Consider the following 20383-nt stretch of genomic DNA (forward strand, 5'->3'; position numbering starts at 1 on the left):
GCCGGCCAACAGAACGCCCGCGCCGCCGAGGCCGATCCCGGGCACCCGCTGCCGCGCCATCAGGGGGGGGCGCTACGACTGTCGCCGCCGGCGCGATCGTCACGTTCACGCCTCCCAACTCCGAAGCGCTACGCCCCACTTAATTCGCCATGCGTACGTTCAGGTGAATTATGGAGAGGGCATGAATTTTCTGTGCATAAACTCCGGTCCGTGACAGATGGTCAACATCTCCCTGCCGCCGACGAGGCGGCTGACGTGGTCATTCTCGGCGCCGGACCGGCCGGACTCGTCCTCGCCAACCTGCTCCAGGCACACGGCATCGACTGCCTGGTACTGGAACGGGCAACCCGAAGCCATATCCAGACCCGGGCACGGGCCGGGTTCCTGGCTGCCAACACCGTGCGGATCCTGGACCGGCACGGACTCTCGGACGGCCTGCACCGGCACGGGCAGACGCACAACACCTGCGAGTTCCGTACGGACGACGGGCGGTTCCGGCTGGACTACAGCGGTCTCGGACTCGGCGAGCGGCACACCGTGTACCCCCAACAGGCGCTGGTCACCGATCTGTTGACGCACTTCCTAGCAGCCGACGGCCGCATCCTGTGCGAGACGGAGGCAGTCGCCGTGCACGACGCCGACGGCGACGCACCGTCGGTGAGCGTGCGGACGGCGGACGGCCGCCCGGCCCGGATCCGGGCGCGTTACGTCGCCGGATGCGACGGACGGCACGGGGCCGCGCGGCGCTCCCTGCCCGACGGAACGGTCCGCCACTTCCAGCGCGACCACCGGGTGACCTGGCTGGGGCTGCTCGCCGAGGCGCCGCCGAGCCTGGACGCCGTCGGCTACGCCGTGCACGAGCGCGGGTTCGCGGGACACATGGCCCGCACCGCCGACATCACCCGCTACTACCTGCAGTGCGAGCGCGGCACCCCGGCCGACGCCTGGTCCGAGGACCGGATCTGGGACGAGCTGGACCTGCGGATGCGCGTCAAGGAGTACGGACCGCTGCACCGCGGCCGCATCGTGCAGCGCGACACCGTCGACTTCGAGTCGGACGTGCTCGAACCGCTGCGCCACGGCGCGCTGTTCCTGGCCGGCGACGCCGCGAGCCTGATCAGCCCCTCCGCCGCCAAGGGCGCCAACCTGGCCGTCCTGGAGGCCGAGTTGCTCGCCCAGGCCCTCATCGACGACCTCACCCGCGGTGACGCCACCGGGCTCGATACCTATTCGGCCCGCTGCCTCGCCCGCATCTGGTCCGCCCAGGAGTTCTCGCACTGGATGATCGGGCTGCTGCACAGCCCGTCCGGTGCGGACAGCGAGTCGCCGTTCGAGAATCGCCTGCGGCGCGCCCGAATGACCTCTCTGCGCACCTCGCGCAGCCAGCAGGACTGGTTCGCCGAACGCTACGTCGGCGTATGAGATCCACGCACACCGAACACCGGAATGAGGACGACCCCGTCATGATCACGGCGTTGTCGGACGACACGTCGCGCCTGCGCGCGACGGTCGACTTCGTCACCGAGCAGGACAGCGAGACCCTCCTGCCGCTCCTGCTCCCCGGGCTCGACGGCCCGGAACTGCGCGCGCTGGTGGAGCGATGCCGCTTCGCGCACGCCGCGCTGCTCGTCTTCCCTCCGCATCCGGAGGCGCTGGACGCCACGTTGGCCGAGTGCGGTCTGCTCGCCGACGTGGCGCCGCAGCCGAGCGTGGTGGTACGCGAGCGCCTCGCGCTGCGCCACCACCGCGCCGCGGCCGACCTCGACGTCGGCATCCTGCGCCCGGCCGTGCACGGCCACGACGGACAGCTCCGCATGGTCGAGGTGTTCGCACTGACCGTGCCGCCGGGCTCCGACCTGGAGGAGATCGCGGCCCTGGAGCGCGCCCGGCACGACGAGGCGCATGTCGCCTTCGAGGTGTCGGCTCCGGATCCGCTGGTGCTGCGCGGCCTGCGCGCGTCGTTCGCGCGTTACGGGGCGGTGCCCGACGGCGGCGGATACAACCCGCACGAGAACGGCACGGTGTTCTACTTCGCCGCGCCCGCCACCGCCAAGGCCGAATACCGGCGCATCGAGCTGTACGCGCCCGGGGATCACCGGGACCAACTCGCCGTGCATCTCGACGAGTTCCGTACAGGTCAACCAGCCGAAACGATGCTGCGCTTGCTCACCGGCGCTTGGACCACGCAGGCGTTGACCGCGTTCGCACACCTGCGCATTCCCGACGCCTTGGACACCGAACAGGCTGTGGATGTACGGGAGTTGGCGAGCGCGGTCGGTGCCGATGCGGACAGCTTGGCGGTGCTGCTGCGCTACCTCGCAGCCCTCGGTGTCGTCACCGCCGAGGCTCCCGGCAGCTTCCGGCTCACCACGCTGGGCGCACAGCTGCGCGCGGGCGATCCCGGCTCGATGCGACCGCTGGCTCTGCTGTACGGCGGCCCGTTCTACGAGTCGTTCGGCGCCCTCGCCCACACGGTGCGCACCGGGCAGGTGGCCTTCGAGCACCTCTTCGGCGCGAACCACTTCGACCACTTCGCCCGTGACACCCGGCTCGCCGAGCTCTTCGACCAGTCCATGGCCGCGAGCAGGCGCATGTTCGAGCCGCTCCCCGCACACCCGGTGCTCGCCGCCGCAGCCCGCAGAGCACACGGCGCCACGGTCGTCGACATCGCCGGCGGCAACGGTGAGCTCCTCTCCCACATCCTCGCCACCCACCCGACCCTCGATGCCGTCCTCATCGAACGCCCGCACGTCATCGAGGCCGCACGCCAGCGCCTCGACGCTGCCCGCTGCACCTTCCTGACCCGCGACTTCGCGGACGTACCCTCCGGCGCGGACGTCTATCTCCTGTCCCGGATCCTGCACGACTGGGACGACGCACGCTGCCGCGAGATCCTGCGCCACTGCGCCGAAGCCATGCCCGCCGACGCCGACCTCCTGATCGTCGAGCGCCTGCTCCCCACCGACGACTCCCCGTCCCTGGCGACCGCCTGGGACCTGCACATGCGCTGCAACGTGGGCGGCCGCGAACGCACCGCCGACCACTACGCCCAGCTCCTCTCCGACGCGGGCCTGACCCTCGTCGGCCACGCACCGCTCCCCCTGGACGGCCGCGTCCTGCACGCCCGCAGAACCGATCCGTCGCACTCCGGTCGCTTGTAGGGCAGCCTCCGGAAGCCGCCTCTCCCTCTACGGCATCACCGCCCTTTGGGCCCGGCCTCTCGTCCGCTTCATGAGCGCGGCCGAGGGGCCTCCCGACTCTGTCGACGACCCCCGCGCGGAGGGAGTGAGCGCGGGGGTCGTCGACAGGGCGCAAGGCGCCGGCGGGCCTTCGGCGAGCGCTACTTGTGTGCGGTGACCGTGCCGGTGTGGACGTTGAGCGTGTAGGTGTGTCCGTGGGTGTGCGCCGAGGTGTGGCCGTTGTACAGGTCGGCGATGCGTACGCCCTTGAGGGTGATCCATGCCTGCCACTGACCCGTGCGCACGTGTGTGATGTGGGCGATCGCGCCGCCGGGCAGTTTCACGTCACGCGTGGTGCCGATGGCCTGCCCGCCCGAGTGCTTCTTGTGCTGCTGGCGGTGGGCCTGGTTCTTGTGGTCCGGGGTGCCCTGGTGACGGCGGATGTCCTGCTGGTGCCGGTCGTGGTCAGGGCGGGGCTGGTCCGACTCGCTGTGCCAGCCGGAGGGCTCGGTGACGCCGACGAATCCGTTGGCCTGGTTCAACTCGTAGGTGTAGCCGTGCACTCGGCTGCTGGAATGCGTCGGGTCCAGGTCGGCGATGCGGGTGCCGTGGTGGGTGACCCATGCCTGCCACTGGCCGTGGCCCAGGTCGGTGACGTGGGCGACGCTGCCGTCACTGAGGTGGATGTCCTGGCTCCCCGCGCCGGGAGCGGTGGACGCGGCGGAGGGCCCGACCGGCTGAGTCGCGGCTCCGGCCGTCGAGGCCAGTGCGGTCACGGCGCCCAGACCCAGCACTGCGGCGGTGAGCGTCGTACGGATGACTCGCGAGTTCGTCATGTCCTCGACCTTTCTGCGAACTGCTTCGAGTAGGTACATCTCGAAGTTAGACGCCGAAAACATACGAAATATGGATGTTCTGTAACGGCACTCCATCGAAAGCAAGAGCGTTAGCGGCCCTCGCCGTCAATTCGCAAGGTGACTCAAGGGGTGCTTCAGCCCCACGTCGGTGACGTCTTCGGCCTGTCGCTGAAGGGGACCGGGCTTCCCGTTGATGCGTCCAGAATGATCCGCTCGCCGACCGGGTCATCGAGCTTCACGGTGATCTTCTTGATCAACAGATTGCTGGTGCAGTTCCCGTCGTCGGCTCCGACGGTCGAGGCGGCGAGCACCACGCTGTCCGTCGTCTGCAGCGCCTCCACGGCAGGTCCGTCGTCGCAGGCCCCGTGGGTGGCCATCACGGTGAGGCTGCGGCCGTCGTCGGCCACTGAGGTCAGGCCGTCGAGCGGCGCCAGCACGTCGGTGGGCCAGTCGTCGGCCGGTGCGATCGGCGCGGCGGGGAGTTTCGAGGGGGCGACGGCGGCCCGTTCGAGCGGTGTGTCGTAGCCCTTCACCGTGAAGAGCCAGGCCGGGACCGTTGCCGTGCCGTGGCTGGTGGGCACCGGCATCATGCCCAGCACGGCTCCCGTGACGGTGAGGTGCCGTCGTGGGCTGCTGTTGCGGTCCAGTTGCCGGTACGTCTGCCGGGCGCTGAGCAGCGGTAGGGCGAGGGAGACGTCGTTCTGCCATGTCACCTGGCCGCGCTTCGGGGGCGACGGGGTGGCGGGAAGGTCTCCGACCAGGTCGAAGTTGCCGGTGTCGTAGGCCCACTCGTCGGCTTCGTCGCGCGGGCCGCCCTCAGGGAGCTGGGTCACGTCGCCCATGGGGTAGTAGCCATGGCGCCATTGCGCGGCGGCGTCGGAGCCGTTCCAGGCGTCGGCGACCTGGCGCGCACGAGTTTGTGGGTTCTTGGAGGGGTTGCCGCCGGGCTGCGTGCTGCCGCAGCCGGTGACTGTGACACCCGCCGTGGCGAGCAGCGCCGATGTGGCGAGCAGCAGCTTGGCGGTGTGCGTGGTCGTCCTGCGCATGAGTTCCCCTGTGGGCCGACGGCGGGAGTGGCTGGCGTCCTGGCGTTCGTGCGGCGACGCCTGAAGTTCTCTCGTCGCCGCACCTGTGACGCGGCAGCCCTGGCACGCGTTCGGACCGCGCTGTCTCCCGCTCCCTGTCGTTGGCGAATCGTGACCGGCGTGCGGGGCGTGGCCGCCGCATCGGTCGGAGGCCGCATCAACACGCCTGGCCGGGCATCAGGCGTCGCCTACTTCTCGGGCAGCAACGTCACAGCACGGGAGATGGCCACCGTGAGGGGTTCCGCGTGAACCGGCAGGTGCCGGGCGGTCCGCCGCGCGGCCAGTTGCCTGAAATCGGAGAGGTTGTTCTCCGCCGCGGTCAGCAAGCGGCGGAGTTCGTCCGATGACGTCTCGATCCACGGGCTCGCGTCCGCTTCGCTGTCCACGACCATGCGGACGATGTCACCGTGACGTACGGCAAGAGGTGAAGGGTCGTGGCCGAAGCCTGCGGAGCCGTCGCCGGCGCCGCCACCACGGTGTTCCCGGCCGGAGCGGTCCGCGTGGGCACAGGCGCGGCCCAGCCGACGCCGTACTCGTCCTCGCCGACGCAGCTCAGGTCGCGTACCCGGCACCGTACGCTGCTCGCGCCGTCCGGCAGCACAACGGCCACGTGGTTGTCCGGCGGTTGTCCGCGGCGGATACCGGACTTCGCCGGGCCCAGCGGCTCGTCGGAGCCCGGCTAGGGAATCAGCGGCAGTTCGGCGAGGCTCTCCCAACCGTGGGGAGTGAGGGCGACGGCGTGCAGGGAGGAGATCTCTGTGGTGATCGGCAGCCGGGCGCGGGTGAGTCGGGCGATGTCGGCGGCGGCACCGGGATCGGTGTCCAGGGCGACGGTCACGTGCACCGGCGGATCCTGGCCGAACCGACCGCCGTACGGGACCTGCTCCGGGAAGGCCGTGCGAACGGCGTCGGCCAGGCCCCGCAGTTCAGGCACCGGGATACCGACGAAACCGCCGGCCTGCTCGACCGCGGCCAGCCGGATCGAAACCCGGCCGACCGGCAGCGCGGCGCGCAATCGGTCCAGTTCCGTCTCGCCGAGCCGGTCGACGGGCAGCCACGGGTAGAGCAGCGCGGCATGCGCCGGCACCCCCGGCCGCACGGCCCGCGCATCCACCTCGGCGGCGAGCTTCAGCAGCGGTTCGGCGTCCGGCATCGTCGCCAACACGGCAGTCGTCCCCAACTGGACCATCCACCCCTCCTTTTTCACAGGCAGCATGCCATGGAGAGGAGTTGGGCCGCGCCGCCGAAAGCCGTCGTGACGTCGCCGCCAGAGCGGGTGCCCGACACGGCCCTCCGCGTCCGCGTTCCTCCCTCGAATCGGCCCTTTCGGCCCTCTCCCATGACGGCGCCGCGAGCGTACGGTGGGGACGAAGACGCCCGGCAGCAAGACAGCGGAGGGCATGCGTCGTCGGTCGGTTTCGGAGCACCGGCCCGTTTCGGGGCGCCGCCCCGTCGGCCATGCCGCGCGACGCGACCGGGCCACGGCAGGCCCCGCGCCGCCCACCGAACGTCCTATACGAAGGAGTCGGTCGACATGGACATCGGCCCCCTGGACTACATGGTCATCGAGTATCCGGGCGCTCAACTCCCCCACGGCGTCGCGGAGGAACTCAAGAGGCTCGCTTCGACGGGGGCCGCCCGCATCGTCGACCTGGCCTTCGTTCGACGCGACCCTGACGGCACGATCGAGCTGCACGAGTTGTCAGCAGCCCACCCCGAGGTGGCCGCGACGCTGGCCGACCTCGACGGCGATGTGACCGGGCTGCTCAGCGACGAGGACCTGGAACTGATCTCCGAAGAGATCTCCGCGGGCACCACGGCAGCCGTACTGGTCTGGGAGAACATCTGGGTCGCCCGCACCGCGGACGCCATCCGCCGTGCCGGGGCCACCGTCACCGCACACGAACGCGTGCCGGACTCGGTGACGGAAGCAGACCTGCAGTTCATCGTCTGAAGGAACCCACCCAAACCCACCCACCGCCGAAGGAGGCCGTGATGATCGGCCGACGCCTGTCACGCACCGGACGACCGGGACTCATCGGAGCAGCCGCGCGTACCGCGGTCGTCGCGGGTACGGCGACCGCGGTCAGCGGGCGGGTGGCCGCCCGCCAGCAGGAGCGCGCCGCGGCGAAGGAAGCGACCTCCCAGCAGGGCCAGGCGGCCGCCGCTCCCCCGCCTTCCGGTGGAGCGCTGGACGATCAGGCGCTGTCGTCGCTGGAACGGCTCGGCCGGCTGCACGCCGACGGGCTGTTGTCCGAAGAGGAGTTCACCGCCGCGAAGCAACGCATTCTCGGTACCTGAGTTCTCCGCGTCCGCGAACCGGCCGAGTTCCCTTCGTGGTACCTCCCGCCCCTGGCCGGACGGGCCCGGGACAGTCGTCAACCAGTCGGCTCCGTACCCGCGTCCACTGCCCAGGCCCGTACGACGGAGCGCGCCGCCTCGGCGTAACGGGCGGCCGGTGAAGCGGGATCCTCAAGGAGATCGCGTTCGCGGGTGCACTCCCATTCCACCTGCGCCGCGATCTCGACCAGTGCCTGTGCCACGTGTGCGGGGAGTTCGTCGACGAGGTCGGCGGCCCCCATCCGCTCCAGGTCCTCGGCGCGCTCGGGCGCGACGTGCCGGACGGCTTCGACGAAGTCCCTCGGGATCCGTCGCTTCGTCGGCGCGGCAGGGGCGTACAGCACGGTGCCGGTGTCGTCGTCGGTCACGATGAACCGGCCGACCGGGCGCACCACCAGGGTGCGGCCGTCGTAGCGGGTCAAGGTCAGCTCGACCGTTCCGTCATCGCCGGCCACGCGGACCTCGCTCACGACGCCCTGGCGCGCGGCGTCGCCGCCCGGACGCTCGTCCTCCTCGCTCGCCCCAGAGTTGTCGAGCACCACACGGCGCCCGCGCAGCGCCTCCCAGTCGACGGCGGCCGGATCACAAGGTGCGTCGGTGCTGTTCACGGATTTCCCCACTGGAGACGGACGACTGGAGACGGACGGCTGGAGTTCGACAACTGGTGCTCAGCCCCTACGTTTACCCGGCCCGGAGCGCGGAGCGTCAGACGCGCGCCGGGTCGACCACCGGTCGGCCGGGATCGACCGTCCTCGGGCCTTTGTCGCCCTGCCCGCTTAGCCTGTTGGCGTAACGACTTCAGCAAGTCGAGCCCGAACGCGACGCAGCCGGTCCGGGTCGGTCCACGCGAACAGGGAGGTACCCGTGCCGCAGCGCCCCGCGCCCGCGTCCTCGCGGGTGGCCGTGCTCGCGGCCGCGGCGCTGCTGTCGCTGTTCACGTTCTTCGTCCCGGCGGCGCCGCACGTGGCACAGGCCCAGCGGCCCACCGTGCCGGCCCCGTCCGCCGATTGGGGCCGGCACACCGCCGGACACCCGGCCGCACACGCCGTTCTCGCCGCGCACGCCGGGCGCTGGGTCCAGCAGGAGACCGCGCCGCACCACCACACGGGGCCGCTCACTGCGGTCGAGAACGACCGGGCGCCGCTCGCCGCGCTCGGCGGCCCGGCAGCCGCGGACGCCGTCGCCGGACACACCGGTCAGGACGACGCGGGTACGGCCGAGCCGCGTGCACCGCCGCACGCTCCGCGCACCGCATCCCTCGTCATCAGCGCCTGACCGGCCCGCGCCTCGTTTCACCCGCACGCGGCCAGGGCGCTCTCCTTTCGTCCTGCCGTGGAGCAGTCACATGTCCCGTACGAAATCCCGCATGCCCTTGTGGCGTGCGCTGATCGCCCTCGCGGTGATCTCCGCCTCGCTCGCCATCGCCCTCACCCAGTCCGCGCGTCTCGGCCTCGATCTGCGCGGCGGCACCCAGATCGTCCTGGAGACCCGGGACTCGCCGGACACCAGGACCGAGGCCGACTCCGCGTCCACCGACCGCGCGCTGGAGGTGCTGCGCCAGCGGGTCGACGCGCTCGGCGTGTCCGAGCCGAGCCTGTCCCGCTCCGGGGACCGGCGCATCATCGTCGAGCTGCCCGGTGTCCAGGACCCGCGCGAGGCGGCCGAAGTGATCGGTCGTACTGCCCGGTTGACCGTCCACCCGGTCACCGGAGTCACCGACCGGGCGCCGAAGGACGCCGCCGATGCCGACGGTTCACGTACGCTCGCCGATCCGGACGCCGAGGGCGCCTACCTCCAGCTCGGCCCGACCGCACTCGGCGGCGACGGCGTCAAGGACGCGAACGCCGCCTTCGACCAGCAGGGCATGGCGGGCTGGACCGTCGACCTGAACTTCCGCAAGGACGCGGCCGGCGACTGGGCCGGGATCACCGGTACCGCCGCCTGCGCCCCACAGGGTTCGCCCGAGCGGCGCGTGGCGATCGTCCTCGACAACAAGGTCCTCTCCGCGCCGAGCATCGACCCCGGCGTGCCGTGCAGGACCGGCATCACCGGCGGCGACACCCGTATCACCGGCGGCTTCTCCCATGAGGAGGCCCGTGATCTGGCCGCCCTCGTCAAGGGCGGGGCGCTCCCGGTCCCGGTGGACGTCGTGGAGCAGCGGACGGTGGGCCCGACGCTGGGCGCCGACGCGATCAAGGCGTCCGCCCAGGCCGCGCTCATCGGCCTCGCGCTCACCGCGCTGTTCATCGTCGCCGTGTACCGCCTGCTCGGCGCTCTCGCGACGATCGCGCTCGGGCTGTACGGACTCATCTCGTACGCGGCTCTGGTCGCCCTCGGCGCGACCCTCACGCTCCCCGGCCTGGCCGGTTTCGTACTCGCCATCGGCATGGCGGTCGACGCGAACGTGCTGGTCTTCGAGCGTGCCCGCGAAGAGTTTCTGGGCGCCCGTACCAAAGCGTTGGACAAGCCGGTCGCGCGCGGGTTCGGCAAGGCGTGGAGCGCGGTCATCGACTCGAACGTCACCACGCTGCTCGCCGCCGGGCTGCTGTTCTTCCTCGCCACCGGCCCGGTGCAGGGTTTCGGTGTGACGTTGTCCGTCGGGGTCGTCGCGTCCATGGTGTCGGCGCTCGTCATCACGCGTGTCCTCGCCGACTTCGCGGTGCGCCGCCGCTTCGTCCGCGACCGGCCGCTGCTGACCGGCATCGCCTCCAGCGGACGGGTGCGGTCCTGGCTGTCGCGCCGCGATCCGCAGATCGTGCGGCACCGGCGTCGCTGGCTCGGCGTCAGCGGCCTTCTGGTGGCCGTGGCCGTCGCCGGGATCGTCGTCCGCGGACTCGACTTCGGTGTCGAGTTCACGGGCGGCCGCATGATGGAGTACAGCACCGGCAAGCCTGTCGATGTCGACACCGCCCGCAAGGCCGTGGCGGATGCCGGGTTCCCGCGCGCGGTGGTGCAGGAGTCGGGCGACGGCGACATCTCCGTACGCGCGGGGGAGCTCGGCGACGCCGAACAGCACGTGATCAAGGACGCGTTGGCGCAGGCGGCGGGCGGCACGGTGACCGTCGAGCGGGACGAGTTGATCGGCCCGAGCCTGGGTGACGAGCTGCGCGTGAAGGCGCTCATCGCTCTCGGGATCGCCGTCCTCGCCCAACTCGTCTATCTGAGCGTGCGGTTCCGGTGGACGTTCGCGGCCGCCGCGGTGTCCGCCATGGTTCATGACGTGCTGCTCGTGATCGGCCTGTTCGCCTGGCTCGCCAAGCCCGTCGACAGCGTCTTCCTCGCCGCGCTGCTCACAGTCATCGGGTACTCCGTCAACGACACCGTCGTCGTCTTCGACCGCGTACGCGAAGCGCGTCGCCGTGATCCGCGCACGGATCTGGAGCGGACCGCCGACAAGGCCGTCGTCCAGACGCTGCCCCGCACCGTGAACACCGGGATGGGCGCCTTGTTCGTCCTCGCCGCGCTCGCCGTCCTCGGCGGCGACTCGCTCGCCGACTTCTCGCTGGCGCTCATCGCGGGCGTGGTGGTCGGGATGGCCTCGACCGTGTTCACCGCCGTCCCGATGGCCGTGACGCTGGAGCGGCGCAGGCCCGCACCGGTGCGTCGCCGCGGGGACGGTGGCGGTTCAGGCCGAAGTGGCCGGGCCCGCAGTCCACTTGAGGCGCGTCGCGCGCAGCGGGAGGACACCGGCGCCGTCGTATAGGCGCCGCGGACTCCTGCGGCCCGGCCGGACCGACGGACCGGCCGGGCACGTCAGCCCTCGTATGTGGAGGTGCTCTGTCGGGTACGAGGGCTGTCTCGTAAGGCATCTTTCGAAACGCTAGCGCGCGTTGCGCTCTGCGGCGGCATGCCACCAGCCGGGTGGAGAGGGGCCGGTGACCGTGGTGGTGGGCTGGTCGGGGTGCAGCCCGAGCCGTCGTAGCGCGATGGCGCGGACCTGCACGTCGAACCAGCCGTGCCAGTGGCCGTCGGGGCCGATGCCGCAGGCCAGATCCCATCGGATCTCGTCAGCGCCGAAGGGCATCCAGTCGATGCCGCGGTCCCGCAGTCAACCGCGGGCGGCGGCCATCGGCGCGGGGCGGCCCGGCAGGTTCTCGTACGCCGCGATGCTGATCCAGTCGTTGCTCGGTGCGGTCATGTCTCCCATGATGCCCGGCCGCCACGCGTGACCGGCGGCGGGACGGCGCTGGAGGTGGACGGCACTCTCATCCTGTTCGGCCTCGCCCACCCGCTGCTGTATAGGGATCCCCTATATCCCCTACTGATATTTCGTCTTTGCCTCGCATTCTTTTCCGGACCTACGGTGAAACCGCTCGACGGGGCGCCCTCCGCGATTTCTCCGGACATTCGCGCTCTGGGCACGTCGATTCCTTTTCCGTCGAGCGGGATATCAGGCCATCGAGAGGGCAGGCGACATGACCACGATCGAGAACGGATCGGGAACGCGAGAACTCGCGGGAAAGCGAGCCCTGGTCACGGGTGGCACACGCGGCATCGGCGCGGCCGTCGTCCGCCAACTCCTTGACGCGGGCGCGCAGGTGCTCACGACGGCCAGGTCGGCGACGAGCACGGCACCGGAGGGCGCCACCTTCGTGAAGGCCGACGTGCGGACCCGGGCCGGAGCGGAAGCGCTCGCCGCGGCCGCGCAGGAGACGCTCGGCGGGGTGGACATCCTGGTCCACAACGCGGGCGGGGCGCAGCCGTTCAAAGACTCCGCGGCGATTCCCGACGAGGAGTGGCAGGACATGCTGGACCTGAACTTCCTGGCGTCGGTACGGCTGGACGCGCTGTTGGTCCCGGGGATGCGGGAACGGCGTTCGGGGATGATCGTGCACGTCTCGTCGGCCGCGGTCCTCACCCCGGTAGGACCGTTCCTGCACTACACGGCGGCGAAGGCGGCACTGGAGAACTACAGCCGGGGGCTGGCCGCGGAGCTGGCCCCGTCCGGAATCCGGGTGAACACCGTGAGTCCCGGCAGGGTCACCACCCCCGGCGGCGAGGCGACGCGGGAGCAGTGGGCGCGCGTGACCGCGGGGCCGGGCCCGGACAACGCCACCCCGCTGGGGCGCGACGGTCAGCCCGACGACATCGCCCATGCGGTGCTGTTCCTCGTGTCCGACCGGGCGAGCTGGCTGACCGGGAGCAATCTCTTCGTGGACGGCGGCGAATTCCCCAGGGGCTGACACCGTTCGACGAGAAGAACTCAGCGCCGCCTCCTTCTCACCGGCCGTCAGGAAACCGGTGAGAAGGAGGCGGAATCGGACCAGGATTCTTTGCGCAGGAATTCGAGCAGAGCCGTTTCCGCCGGGCCCGCGCCGGGCCGGAGCACGGCGAGGACGGGCTGGGACACGACCGGGAACACAGGTCGCGCGAGGTGGTCGTGGCCCTCGGGCACCGCGGAGGCCGGGACGAGCGTCACGCCGAGGCCGTGAGCGGCCCAGCGCACGGCCGTCGCCGTCTGCGACACGCGGGCGCCCGTGACGGGGGCCCGATCGCTGTCCCGCAGCACGTTCGTCAATACGCCGTCGAGTGCGCTGTCACGGTCGAACCTCACCCACGGCTCCCCCTCCAGCTCACGCAACTCGACCTGTTCGGCTTCGAGTTGCCGGTGCCCGGGACCCAGCACCACGACGAACTCCTCCTCGCCGAGGTGGTGGGCGTCGGCGGGGCTCCGCTCGCACGCCGCCATCAGCGCGAGGTCCAGCACACCCCGGCGGCACAGCCGCTCCAGCTCCGCGGAGCTCGGCTCCTCGAAGACGGTGACCTCCACGCGCGGGTAGCGGCGGCGCAGCGCGCGCAGCGCACCCGGCAGCTGCCGCGTGCCGAAGCCCATCTGCACGGCGACCACCAGTTCGCCGACCAGCTCATCGGCACCGGCCCGCGCCGTCGCCCTCGCCCGGCGCGACGCGGTCACCGCGACCTCCGCCTCCCGCAGAAACGCCCTTCCGACCACGGTGGGCACCAGACCGGTCGGCGTGCGGGCGAACAGTTCCACGCCGAGCTCCCGCTCCAGGCCACGGATCTGCTGGGACACCGACGGCTGGGCGACACGCAGGCGCTCCGCCGCCGCGGTCACCGAGCCCTCCTCGGCGACGGCCAAGGCGTACTCGAACTGGCGAAGACTCATCGGCTCCCGTGCCCTCCTTGCGGTGCACCGCGGTCCACCGTCGCCATCGTTGCATTCGTCGCAATAGCAGGTAACTCAGTTCCATCAGCGGAGATTCCCGTGCACACGGCGGGAGCCGATCCATGCTCGGGAGCAGTCGGCCTACTGCGCGCTGGGCGACCGGAGTCTGGCCTCCGACCTGTGGTGGTGGCACTACGTCTGACGAGAACAGCCCGGATACCGGACGTTGGTGCATACGGGGGAACATTCGTCTCGTGCGATCACGTGACACCACTGCCGGTTGTCATACGGTCATGACGACAACCACCACGTCCGTTCCCCCGATGCCGTCCCGCCCCACGCGCCGGGACGGTCAGGTCACTCTGCCCTCGCCCGCGGAACGAGCCCGCCTGTGCCGATCCTGGAACCTGTCACCGCAGCAGGTCGCGACGGCGTTCGGCGTGACACCCGCAACGGTGCGTTCCTGGGAGAGCGGTCGCACCAGTCCGACCGGGCTTCGCCGGGCCGCCTACGCCGCCTTCCTCAACGGTCTCGCACACGCGCTGACCACCGCGGCACCCGAAGAGGGAGCCGTCCAGCCACCCCGGCCCCGGACCGAGCGCACCCCCGCACCGGCCACCCCGATCACGGAGTCCCTCCCGGCACCGGCATCACCGCCTGCCGCGGAGACGACGATCGCCCAGCTCGTCGTGCCGACGCTCCGGTCACTGCCGACGCCGGCAGCCGCGCTGCCCGTCGGCGGCCCACCCGACCCCGTCTCACCGGCGCGACGCAGACGCTTCTGGATCCTGGCGGCGTCGGCAGGCGCATGGAGCGTGTTCACCCACCTGATGCTGACGACGCCGCTGCCTCATCCGTGACAGCAGGTTCACCGGGCGGGCCGCACCCGCCCGGCACAGAAAGGCCGGGTCTGGTGCCGCCCGCCCCAACAGGCGGCACCAGACCCGGCCCGCCACTCATCCCGGAACCGTCAGTGGATCTGCTCCCGGCGGCACGCGCGGGACGTTACTTCCACATGCCCCAACCACCGTGCTCCCCGCCCCAGTTGTCACCCGAGCCGTTGGCGCAGGTGTTGCCGAACGCGGGGTTCAGCAGACCGATCACGCTGACCGTGTTGCCGCAGACGTTGACCGGAACGTGCACCGGCACCTGGACGACGTTGCCCGACAGGACCCCCGGCGAACCCACCGCGGAGCCCTGCGCACCGCTGTCGGCCGACGCGGCACCCGCACCGGCGATGACCGCGCCGCCGACCGCGACCAGAACCGCTGCGCTCTTCAGTACACGAGACATGGAGTCTTCCTCATTGCTCGAACAGCACCGCCACGTCGGACGGTGCGAGGAGCCGATCGCCCCTCGGGCGGAATCCGCACTGGGACGGGGTACGGATTGGTGGCTTCGCCCGTATTCACCCGTCTGGGCCAGGTCTCGCACATGCGCGTCCATGCCTCTGGTTGCGCAGCACGGCACTTCCCTCTGCCGGTGGCGCGTCGAGGTGGTGTACGCCGCCCTGTCGCCGCGGCCCTCGGCAGTGGCGATGACGCCCTACCCGCATCCGGGTCCGCGCGGGCGCGCCTGGGGTACATCACGGATGGCGGCGAGCACCGCTTCCCGCAGGGCCGCGGACGGTTCCTCCTGCACCTGACCGCTGAGGTCCACCTCTGCGGCCGGACGGCACTCGGCACCCCGGTCACCACCCCGTACACCTGTCGCGCCGGAAGAACTGCCTGCGTCGACCTGTTTCCTCGCCCTGCGCCGGCACGCCACCCAGCCCGCCGCGACCCGCAGTGCGTGATGTGGTTTCACGGTCTCTCCCCCTACATCTCGACGGGCTCTCCTCCGGGCGCCCGGCCACGCTGTGACGCAGGCGGCATCACAGGCTCCAGCCGAAGGGAGCCACTTTCCCTGGACGGATTCCTCGCCCGTAATCCGGCGCCCTTCCCGGCACGGCTTGGTCACCGCGCTCGCTCTCACTCCCTCGCACGTATCCATCTCCATCGCTGAGGACGCGGGTCGCCCTAAGGCGCGAGCAACGCCGGGCAAGCGTTTTAAGACCCTATTTGCAGCTTGGAGAAGTTTCTTCCGCATTTGGCCAATCCTTACCGCGAGCGGCATCGGATTCCCGGTGAGGGACACAGCTCTCCTGTTGTGGCATCGACACGATCCGTCCGGGGTGCAGGGACGGCGGGGGCGGGACGACGAAGGGAACCGGCCATGTCACACGCGACAGTGCGCGCCGGGATCTGTGCAGCGGCCCTGACCGGCGTGTGCGCTCTCTCAGGAACGGCCGTCGGCAGCGCCCAGGCATCGGACCGAACCCCTGATTCCTGGGGTGACGGCTGGAGGCACAGCGCGCCGCGGCACGAGAGCACGGGCCACGACCACGCCGTCCCGGCCGTGGTCACCGCATGGTCCGAGGTGTACGTCCGTGACGCCCCGACGACACACGCCGAGGCGACCTCGAGTCTGCCTTCAGGAGCGCACATCCGGCTGTTCTGCCAGACGAGCGGCGAGCACGTGAACGGGACGTCGACCTGGTACTTCGACAACGATGCGCACGGCTGGATCAGTGCCGCCCATGTGCATCCCACTTCGTGGCAGCCGCCCAGCTGCTGACCGTATCGCTCACCACGCCGAGGGGGGCGAAGGAGGCAGAGCCATGGCCACGATCCATGCGCGTCCACGACATGTGCAGTTGGACGACCATCTCCCGGTCGACCATCGCCTCAGCCGGATCTACCGGATCAGCGCCGGCGTCATGGGCGTCTTTCTGCTGGTCTTCGGGATCCTGGGGCTCGTCCACCGCATCGGCTTCTTCGACACCGGCGCCGACACGGCTCTGGGGCTGAACACCAACGGCGCGCTGAGTGTCCTGTCCGTCGTGGTGGGAGCCGTGCTGCTGGCCGCCGCCGTGCGCGGCGGCAACACCGCGTCGACCGTGAACATGGTGCTCGGCATCGCCTTCCTCCTGGCCGGCTTCGCCAGCCTCTTCGCGCTGGACAGCGACTACAACTTCCTCAACTTCCGCATGCAGAACGTTTTGTTCAGTTTTGCCGTCGGACTGCTGCTGATGACCGGCGGCATGTACGGACGCGTCAGCGGAGGCCTCCCCCACGACAACCCTTACTGGCGTTCCCGGCACGAGTGACGACCGGCGATCACGGCGACCGGCAACACAGGGCCCTCATTTCACTCGTTGGAATGAGGGACCAATCCGGTGGCCCGACCGTTCCGGATTCCCGGCGATGAAGGCAGACGGCCTTCACTGGTCCGATCGTTGAGGGAATGCCATGCAGAGTCGAGTCCGTCGTATCGCCGTTGTTGTCGCTGCTGCCGCCATGCTGCCGCTGGCCCTGACCGCCTGCTCCGACAGCGACTCCAAGGACAAGGCCTCCGACACCGCGTCCTCGGCCGCCTCCAAGGGCTCCGACATGGCCAGCCCCTCCGACGACACGAACGCGATGAGCGAGCCCTTCGGCCCCGCGTGTTCCTCCGTGCCCAAGGACGGCGCGGGCTCCTTCGACGGCATGGCCAAGGACCCCGTCGCCACCGCCGCGTCCAACAACCCGGCGCTGTCGACCCTCGTCACCGCGGTGAAGAAGGCCGGCCTCGTCGACACCCTGAACAACGCCAAGAACATCACCGTCTTCGCGCCCACCAACGACGCCTTCGCCAAGATCCCCAAGGCCGACCTCGACAAGGTCCTCAACGACAAGGCCCAGCTCACCAAGATCCTGACCTACCACGTCGTCGGCCAGAAGCTCGCCCCCAAGGACCTCGACAACGGCTCCTTCGACACCCTCGAGAAGTCCAAGCTCACCACCGCCGGCTCCGGCGAGAACTACAAGGTCAACGACACCGCCAACGTCGTCTGCGGCAACGTCAAGACCGCCAACGCCAACGTCTACATCATCGACACCGTCCTCATGCCCAAGAGCTGACACCGCACCACGGCACAGGACGGCCGGGCGGGTCGTGAGGTGTATCGCGTCGTACACCTCACGACCCGCCCGGCCTTTGTTCCTGAGCGGAATCCGGCTGTTCATGAGCGGAGACCGGCGCGGCACGGACCGCCCGCCGTCATGCCTCAGCGCCCGCCGGCGCGGAACGCGCTGACGGACGCCGAGGAGTCGGTGCGACGTTGCGGCGTGACCGCTACAGGCCCACACCCAGGCCGAGCCCGAGACCCAGACCGATGCCGCCGCCGTAGTAGTGGTCGTGGTTCCAGTGCCCGCCGTGGTGGTGGTGCCAGCCCGGACCGTCATCGGACGGCAGGCTCTGGACGGACGCGGTGGTGGCCGGGTGCGCGGGCGTGGCCGCCTGTGCGGCGCCCGCCAGCGGCAGGGCCACGGCGCAGCTCAGCACGGCAACAGCGGCACTCTTGGCAAGAATCGTGCGCATGAGGGACTCCCTTGTCCTGGAACATCAACGTCTTCGACGCTAGGGGGCCCGCCCCTGCCACGCGCGTTGGATCATGACCCCCTGTAGTCGGCAGGCAGGCGGACGAGCCGCGTCGGGGCCCGGAACAGGCGCCGGCTGCTTACGGATCTGTGACGCGCGGGCCCGGTCCGGCGGTTCGTCGGCGCTGCGGACCTACCGTGGCGGCATGCGTGTACTGGTCACCGGCGGTGCCGGGTTCATCGGGTCCCATGTCGTCGAGGCGCTGGCGGCGCGCGGGCACGAGGCCGTCGTCTTCGACGTGCGGGACGATCCGGGCGCCGACGTGCGGGATCCGGAGGCGATCGCTCGCACCCTGGACGGGGTCGACGCCGTCTGCCACCAGGCGGCCATGGTCGGTCTCGGGAACGGAGTCGTGGACGCGGCGGAGTACGTCTCGCGCAACGACCTGGGGACGGCGGTGCTGTTGTCGGCCATGGCCGCGGCGGGCGTGGGGCGGCTGGTCCTGGCCGGGTCGATGGTCGTGTACGGGGAAGGCCGCTACGAGTGTCGGCGGCACGGACTGGTGCGGCCGGGTCCGCGGGACGTAGGCGACCTGGATGCGGGCCGGTTCGAACCGAAGTGTCCCGTGTGCGAGGCCGAGTTGGAGCCCGGTGTCGTCGGGGAGGACGCGCCGGCCGATCCGCGCAATGTGTACGCCGCCACCAAACTCGCCCAGGAGCATCTGGCCTCGGCATGGGCACGCAGTACGGGCGGGACGGCGCTGTCGCTGCGCTATCACAATGTGTACGGGCCGCGGATGCCCCGCAACACCCCGTATGCCGGCGTCGCTTCGTTCTTCCGGTCCGCGCTGGCCCGTGGTGAGGCACCGCGTGTCTTCGAGGACGGGCGGCAGCGGCGGGACTTCGTCCACGTACGGGATGTGGCGGCGGCCAATGTGGTGGCGCTGGAGGCCGAGGCGGCCCCGGGCACGCTGGCCGCGTACAACACGGGAAGCGGTGTGCCGCACACGGTCGGGGAGTTGGCGCGGGCGCTCGCCGGGGCGTGCGGCGGGCCGGAGCCGGTGGTCACCGGTGAGTACCGGCTGGGGGACGTACGGCACATCACCGCGGACTCGTCGCGGCTGCGGGACCGGCTCGGCTGGCAGCCCGAGGTCTCCTTCGAGGACGGCATGCGGGAGTTCGCCCAGGGGTAGCCGGCCTTCGGGCTACGGAGCCGCAGGCAACGTGACCTCGAAGCGGCAGCCGCCCGGGATGTTGCGGACCGTGGCCCGGCCCTGGTGGGCCTCGACGATGCCGCGCACGATGGCGAGGCCGAGCCCCGCGCCGGCCGGGGGCGTCCGGGCGTTGGTGTCGCGCCAGCCGGTGTCGAAGACGCGGGGCAGATCCTCCTCGGGGATGCCGCCGCAGCCGTCCGTGACGGACACGACGACGCCGTCGGCGCAGCGCTCGGCGGCGACGGCGACCGTGCCGTCCGAGGGGGTACGGCGGATCGCGTTGACGAGGAGGTTGCCGAGGACGCGGCTCATCTCCTTGCCGTCCACCTCGACCGGGACCGGCTCGACGCTGTCCCCGGTGAGCCGCACCCCGTGTTCGCGGGCGAGCGGATCCGCCCCGGCGAGGGCGTCACCGACCAGGTCGTACAGGGAGATCCTGGCCGGGCTCAACGGCAGCGATCCGGCGTGGATGCGGGAGAGTTCGAACAGGTCGCCGACCATCCCGTTGAGGCGCTCCACCTCGGTGCGCATCTGGGCGAGGTAGCGTCCGGGGTCGGTGGCGACCCCGTCCTCCAGTGCCTCCGCCATGGCGCGCAGGCCCGCGAGCGGGGTGCGCAGATCGTGCGAGATCCAGGCGACGAGTTCGCGCCGGGAGGTCTCCAGAGCGCGTTCGCGGGTCCGGGAGGCGGCCAGTTTGGCGCTGGTGGCGGCCAGTTCCCGGCTGACCTCCTCGAGTTCGGCGGTGGCCGGCGTGTGCGGGGCCGCGAAGTCGCCGCCGTCGCCGAACGAGCGGGCAGCCACGGCGAGTTCACGGCTGCGGGCGACGACCCGTCGGCCCAGGACGAGTGCGGTGGCGAGGGAGACGACGGCCGCCATCGCCACGACCGTGGTCACCACGGTCAGGTCGTGCGGGGACAGGAACATCGCCCAGGCCACGGCTAGAGTGCCGGCGAGCATCGCCACCACGCCGACCGCGGCGACGACGGCGAGCGAGGCGGTGAGGGACCGGCGGCGCAGCAGACGCAGCGCCGCGGCTCCGACAAGGCCGGTGGCTGCGGCACCGGCGAACGCGTAGAGGGCGATGAGGAGGTTGTCGTGCACGGTGGGTCGTCCCTGGTTCTCGGTCGTTGCGGCTGGTCCGTCGGATCGGTTCTTCGGCCGTCGTGCTCGGTGCCTGTCCG

The 20383-nt window shown here is 70.9% G+C and carries 22 protein-coding genes; 12 read left to right on the forward strand and 10 right to left on the reverse strand.

The features are described from left to right. Positions 1 to 210 precede the first annotated feature (210 nt). Complete coding sequence (locus ACVHNB_RS21760; protein WP_428957052.1) at positions 211 to 1422, forward strand: 4-hydroxybenzoate 3-monooxygenase; 1212 nt, start codon at positions 211 to 213, stop codon at positions 1420 to 1422. Positions 1423 to 1463: 41 nt separating this feature from the next. Then, positions 1464 to 3161, forward strand: a complete 1698-nt coding sequence (locus ACVHNB_RS21765; RefSeq protein ID WP_456225639.1) for a methyltransferase — start codon at positions 1464 to 1466, stop codon at positions 3159 to 3161. Positions 3162 to 3340: 179 nt separating this feature from the next. Here ACVHNB_RS21765 and ACVHNB_RS21770 read toward each other — a convergent pair whose 3' ends face one another. The 4 genes from ACVHNB_RS21770 to ACVHNB_RS21785 all read right to left on the reverse strand — a co-directional run bounded on the left by ACVHNB_RS21770 (position 3341) and on the right by ACVHNB_RS21785 (position 6337). Then, positions 3341 to 4015, reverse strand: coding sequence for a hypothetical protein (locus ACVHNB_RS21770; RefSeq protein ID WP_456225640.1), 675 nt, complete (start codon positions 4013 to 4015; stop codon positions 3341 to 3343). 155 nt (positions 4016 to 4170) lie between these two features. Continuing rightward, positions 4171 to 5082 (reverse strand): hypothetical protein, encoded by a 912-nt coding sequence (locus ACVHNB_RS21775; protein ID WP_456225641.1) that lies wholly within the window; start codon positions 5080 to 5082, stop codon positions 4171 to 4173. A 227-nt stretch (positions 5083 to 5309) separates the two neighbouring features. After that, the gene (locus ACVHNB_RS21780; RefSeq protein ID WP_456225642.1) at positions 5310 to 5513 is read right to left on the reverse strand and encodes a hypothetical protein; all 204 of its coding nucleotides are present in this window, start codon (positions 5511 to 5513) and stop codon (positions 5310 to 5312) included. A 287-nt stretch (positions 5514 to 5800) separates the two neighbouring features. Next, on the reverse strand, positions 5801 to 6337 hold the full coding sequence (locus tag ACVHNB_RS21785; RefSeq protein ID WP_456225643.1) for a 2'-5' RNA ligase family protein: 537 nt from the start codon (positions 6335 to 6337) through the stop codon (positions 5801 to 5803). A 318-nt stretch (positions 6338 to 6655) separates the two neighbouring features. Between ACVHNB_RS21785 and ACVHNB_RS21790 the strand changes: the two genes are divergently transcribed. Both ACVHNB_RS21790 and ACVHNB_RS21795 read left to right on the forward strand, forming a co-directional pair. After that, entirely contained in the window at positions 6656 to 7075 is a 420-nt protein-coding gene (locus ACVHNB_RS21790; RefSeq protein WP_428957046.1) for a DUF6325 family protein, read from the forward strand. Between the two features lie 41 nt (positions 7076 to 7116). After that, positions 7117 to 7422 (forward strand): SHOCT domain-containing protein, encoded by a 306-nt coding sequence (locus ACVHNB_RS21795; protein ID WP_428957045.1) that lies wholly within the window; start codon positions 7117 to 7119, stop codon positions 7420 to 7422. A gap of 77 nt (positions 7423 to 7499) precedes the next feature. Here ACVHNB_RS21795 and ACVHNB_RS21800 read toward each other — a convergent pair whose 3' ends face one another. After that, positions 7500 to 8069 (reverse strand): hypothetical protein, encoded by a 570-nt coding sequence (locus ACVHNB_RS21800; RefSeq protein WP_456225644.1) that lies wholly within the window; start codon positions 8067 to 8069, stop codon positions 7500 to 7502. Positions 8070 to 8325: 256 nt separating this feature from the next. On the opposite strand from ACVHNB_RS21800, the gene ACVHNB_RS21805 reads away from it, so the two are divergent. Together ACVHNB_RS21805 and secD are read left to right on the forward strand one after the other, a co-directional pair. Continuing rightward, positions 8326 to 8736, forward strand: coding sequence for a hypothetical protein (locus ACVHNB_RS21805; RefSeq protein WP_428957043.1), 411 nt, complete (start codon positions 8326 to 8328; stop codon positions 8734 to 8736). Between the two features lie 91 nt (positions 8737 to 8827). Beyond that, entirely contained in the window at positions 8828 to 11164 is a 2337-nt protein-coding gene (gene secD / locus ACVHNB_RS21810; RefSeq protein ID WP_456225645.1) for a protein translocase subunit SecD, read from the forward strand. 117 nt (positions 11165 to 11281) lie between these two features. Here secD and ACVHNB_RS21815 read toward each other — a convergent pair whose 3' ends face one another. Continuing rightward, the gene (locus tag ACVHNB_RS21815) at positions 11282 to 11485 is read right to left on the reverse strand and encodes a hypothetical protein (protein ID WP_456225646.1); all 204 of its coding nucleotides are present in this window, start codon (positions 11483 to 11485) and stop codon (positions 11282 to 11284) included. A 391-nt stretch (positions 11486 to 11876) separates the two neighbouring features. Here ACVHNB_RS21815 and ACVHNB_RS21820 point away from each other — a divergent pair, with 391 nt between their 5' ends. Further along, on the forward strand, positions 11877 to 12644 hold the full coding sequence (locus ACVHNB_RS21820) for an SDR family oxidoreductase (protein WP_456225647.1): 768 nt from the start codon (positions 11877 to 11879) through the stop codon (positions 12642 to 12644). 47 nt (positions 12645 to 12691) lie between these two features. Here ACVHNB_RS21820 and ACVHNB_RS21825 read toward each other — a convergent pair whose 3' ends face one another. Beyond that, a complete protein-coding gene (locus ACVHNB_RS21825; RefSeq protein WP_456225648.1) occupies positions 12692 to 13588 on the reverse strand; it encodes a LysR family transcriptional regulator in 897 nt (298 codons plus the stop codon). 293 nt (positions 13589 to 13881) lie between these two features. On the opposite strand from ACVHNB_RS21825, the gene ACVHNB_RS21830 reads away from it, so the two are divergent. Then, positions 13882 to 14448 carry a helix-turn-helix domain-containing protein gene (locus ACVHNB_RS21830; protein WP_428957039.1) on the forward strand — a complete coding sequence of 189 codons (567 nt, stop codon included), beginning with the start codon at positions 13882 to 13884 and terminating at the stop codon, positions 14446 to 14448. 145 nt (positions 14449 to 14593) lie between these two features. Here the strand turns inward: ACVHNB_RS21830 and ACVHNB_RS21835 are convergent, their stop codons facing one another. Continuing rightward, positions 14594 to 14881, reverse strand: a complete 288-nt coding sequence (locus ACVHNB_RS21835) for a chaplin (protein WP_428957038.1) — start codon at positions 14879 to 14881, stop codon at positions 14594 to 14596. 921 nt (positions 14882 to 15802) lie between these two features. On the opposite strand from ACVHNB_RS21835, the gene ACVHNB_RS21840 reads away from it, so the two are divergent. The 3 genes from ACVHNB_RS21840 to ACVHNB_RS21850 all read left to right on the forward strand — a co-directional run bounded on the left by ACVHNB_RS21840 (position 15803) and on the right by ACVHNB_RS21850 (position 17529). Continuing rightward, entirely contained in the window at positions 15803 to 16204 is a 402-nt protein-coding gene (locus ACVHNB_RS21840; RefSeq protein WP_428957037.1) for a hypothetical protein, read from the forward strand. A 43-nt stretch (positions 16205 to 16247) separates the two neighbouring features. Then, positions 16248 to 16736 carry a DUF4383 domain-containing protein gene (locus ACVHNB_RS21845; RefSeq protein WP_428957036.1) on the forward strand — a complete coding sequence of 163 codons (489 nt, stop codon included), beginning with the start codon at positions 16248 to 16250 and terminating at the stop codon, positions 16734 to 16736. A gap of 142 nt (positions 16737 to 16878) precedes the next feature. Continuing rightward, on the forward strand, positions 16879 to 17529 hold the full coding sequence (locus tag ACVHNB_RS21850; RefSeq protein WP_456225649.1) for a fasciclin domain-containing protein: 651 nt from the start codon (positions 16879 to 16881) through the stop codon (positions 17527 to 17529). Between the two features lie 214 nt (positions 17530 to 17743). Here the strand turns inward: ACVHNB_RS21850 and ACVHNB_RS21855 are convergent, their stop codons facing one another. After that, a complete protein-coding gene (locus ACVHNB_RS21855) occupies positions 17744 to 17989 on the reverse strand; it encodes a hypothetical protein (RefSeq protein ID WP_428957034.1) in 246 nt (81 codons plus the stop codon). Between the two features lie 205 nt (positions 17990 to 18194). Between ACVHNB_RS21855 and ACVHNB_RS21860 the strand changes: the two genes are divergently transcribed. Next, positions 18195 to 19181, forward strand: a complete 987-nt coding sequence (locus ACVHNB_RS21860; protein ID WP_456225650.1) for an NAD-dependent epimerase/dehydratase family protein — start codon at positions 18195 to 18197, stop codon at positions 19179 to 19181. Positions 19182 to 19193: 12 nt separating this feature from the next. On the opposite strand, the gene ACVHNB_RS21865 is transcribed toward ACVHNB_RS21860, so the two are convergent. Beyond that, positions 19194 to 20303 (reverse strand): sensor histidine kinase, encoded by a 1110-nt coding sequence (locus ACVHNB_RS21865; RefSeq protein WP_428957032.1) that lies wholly within the window; start codon positions 20301 to 20303, stop codon positions 19194 to 19196. Positions 20304 to 20383: the final 80 nt, after the last annotated feature.

It is taken from the genome of Streptomyces sp. YJ-C3 (assembly GCF_053891275.1).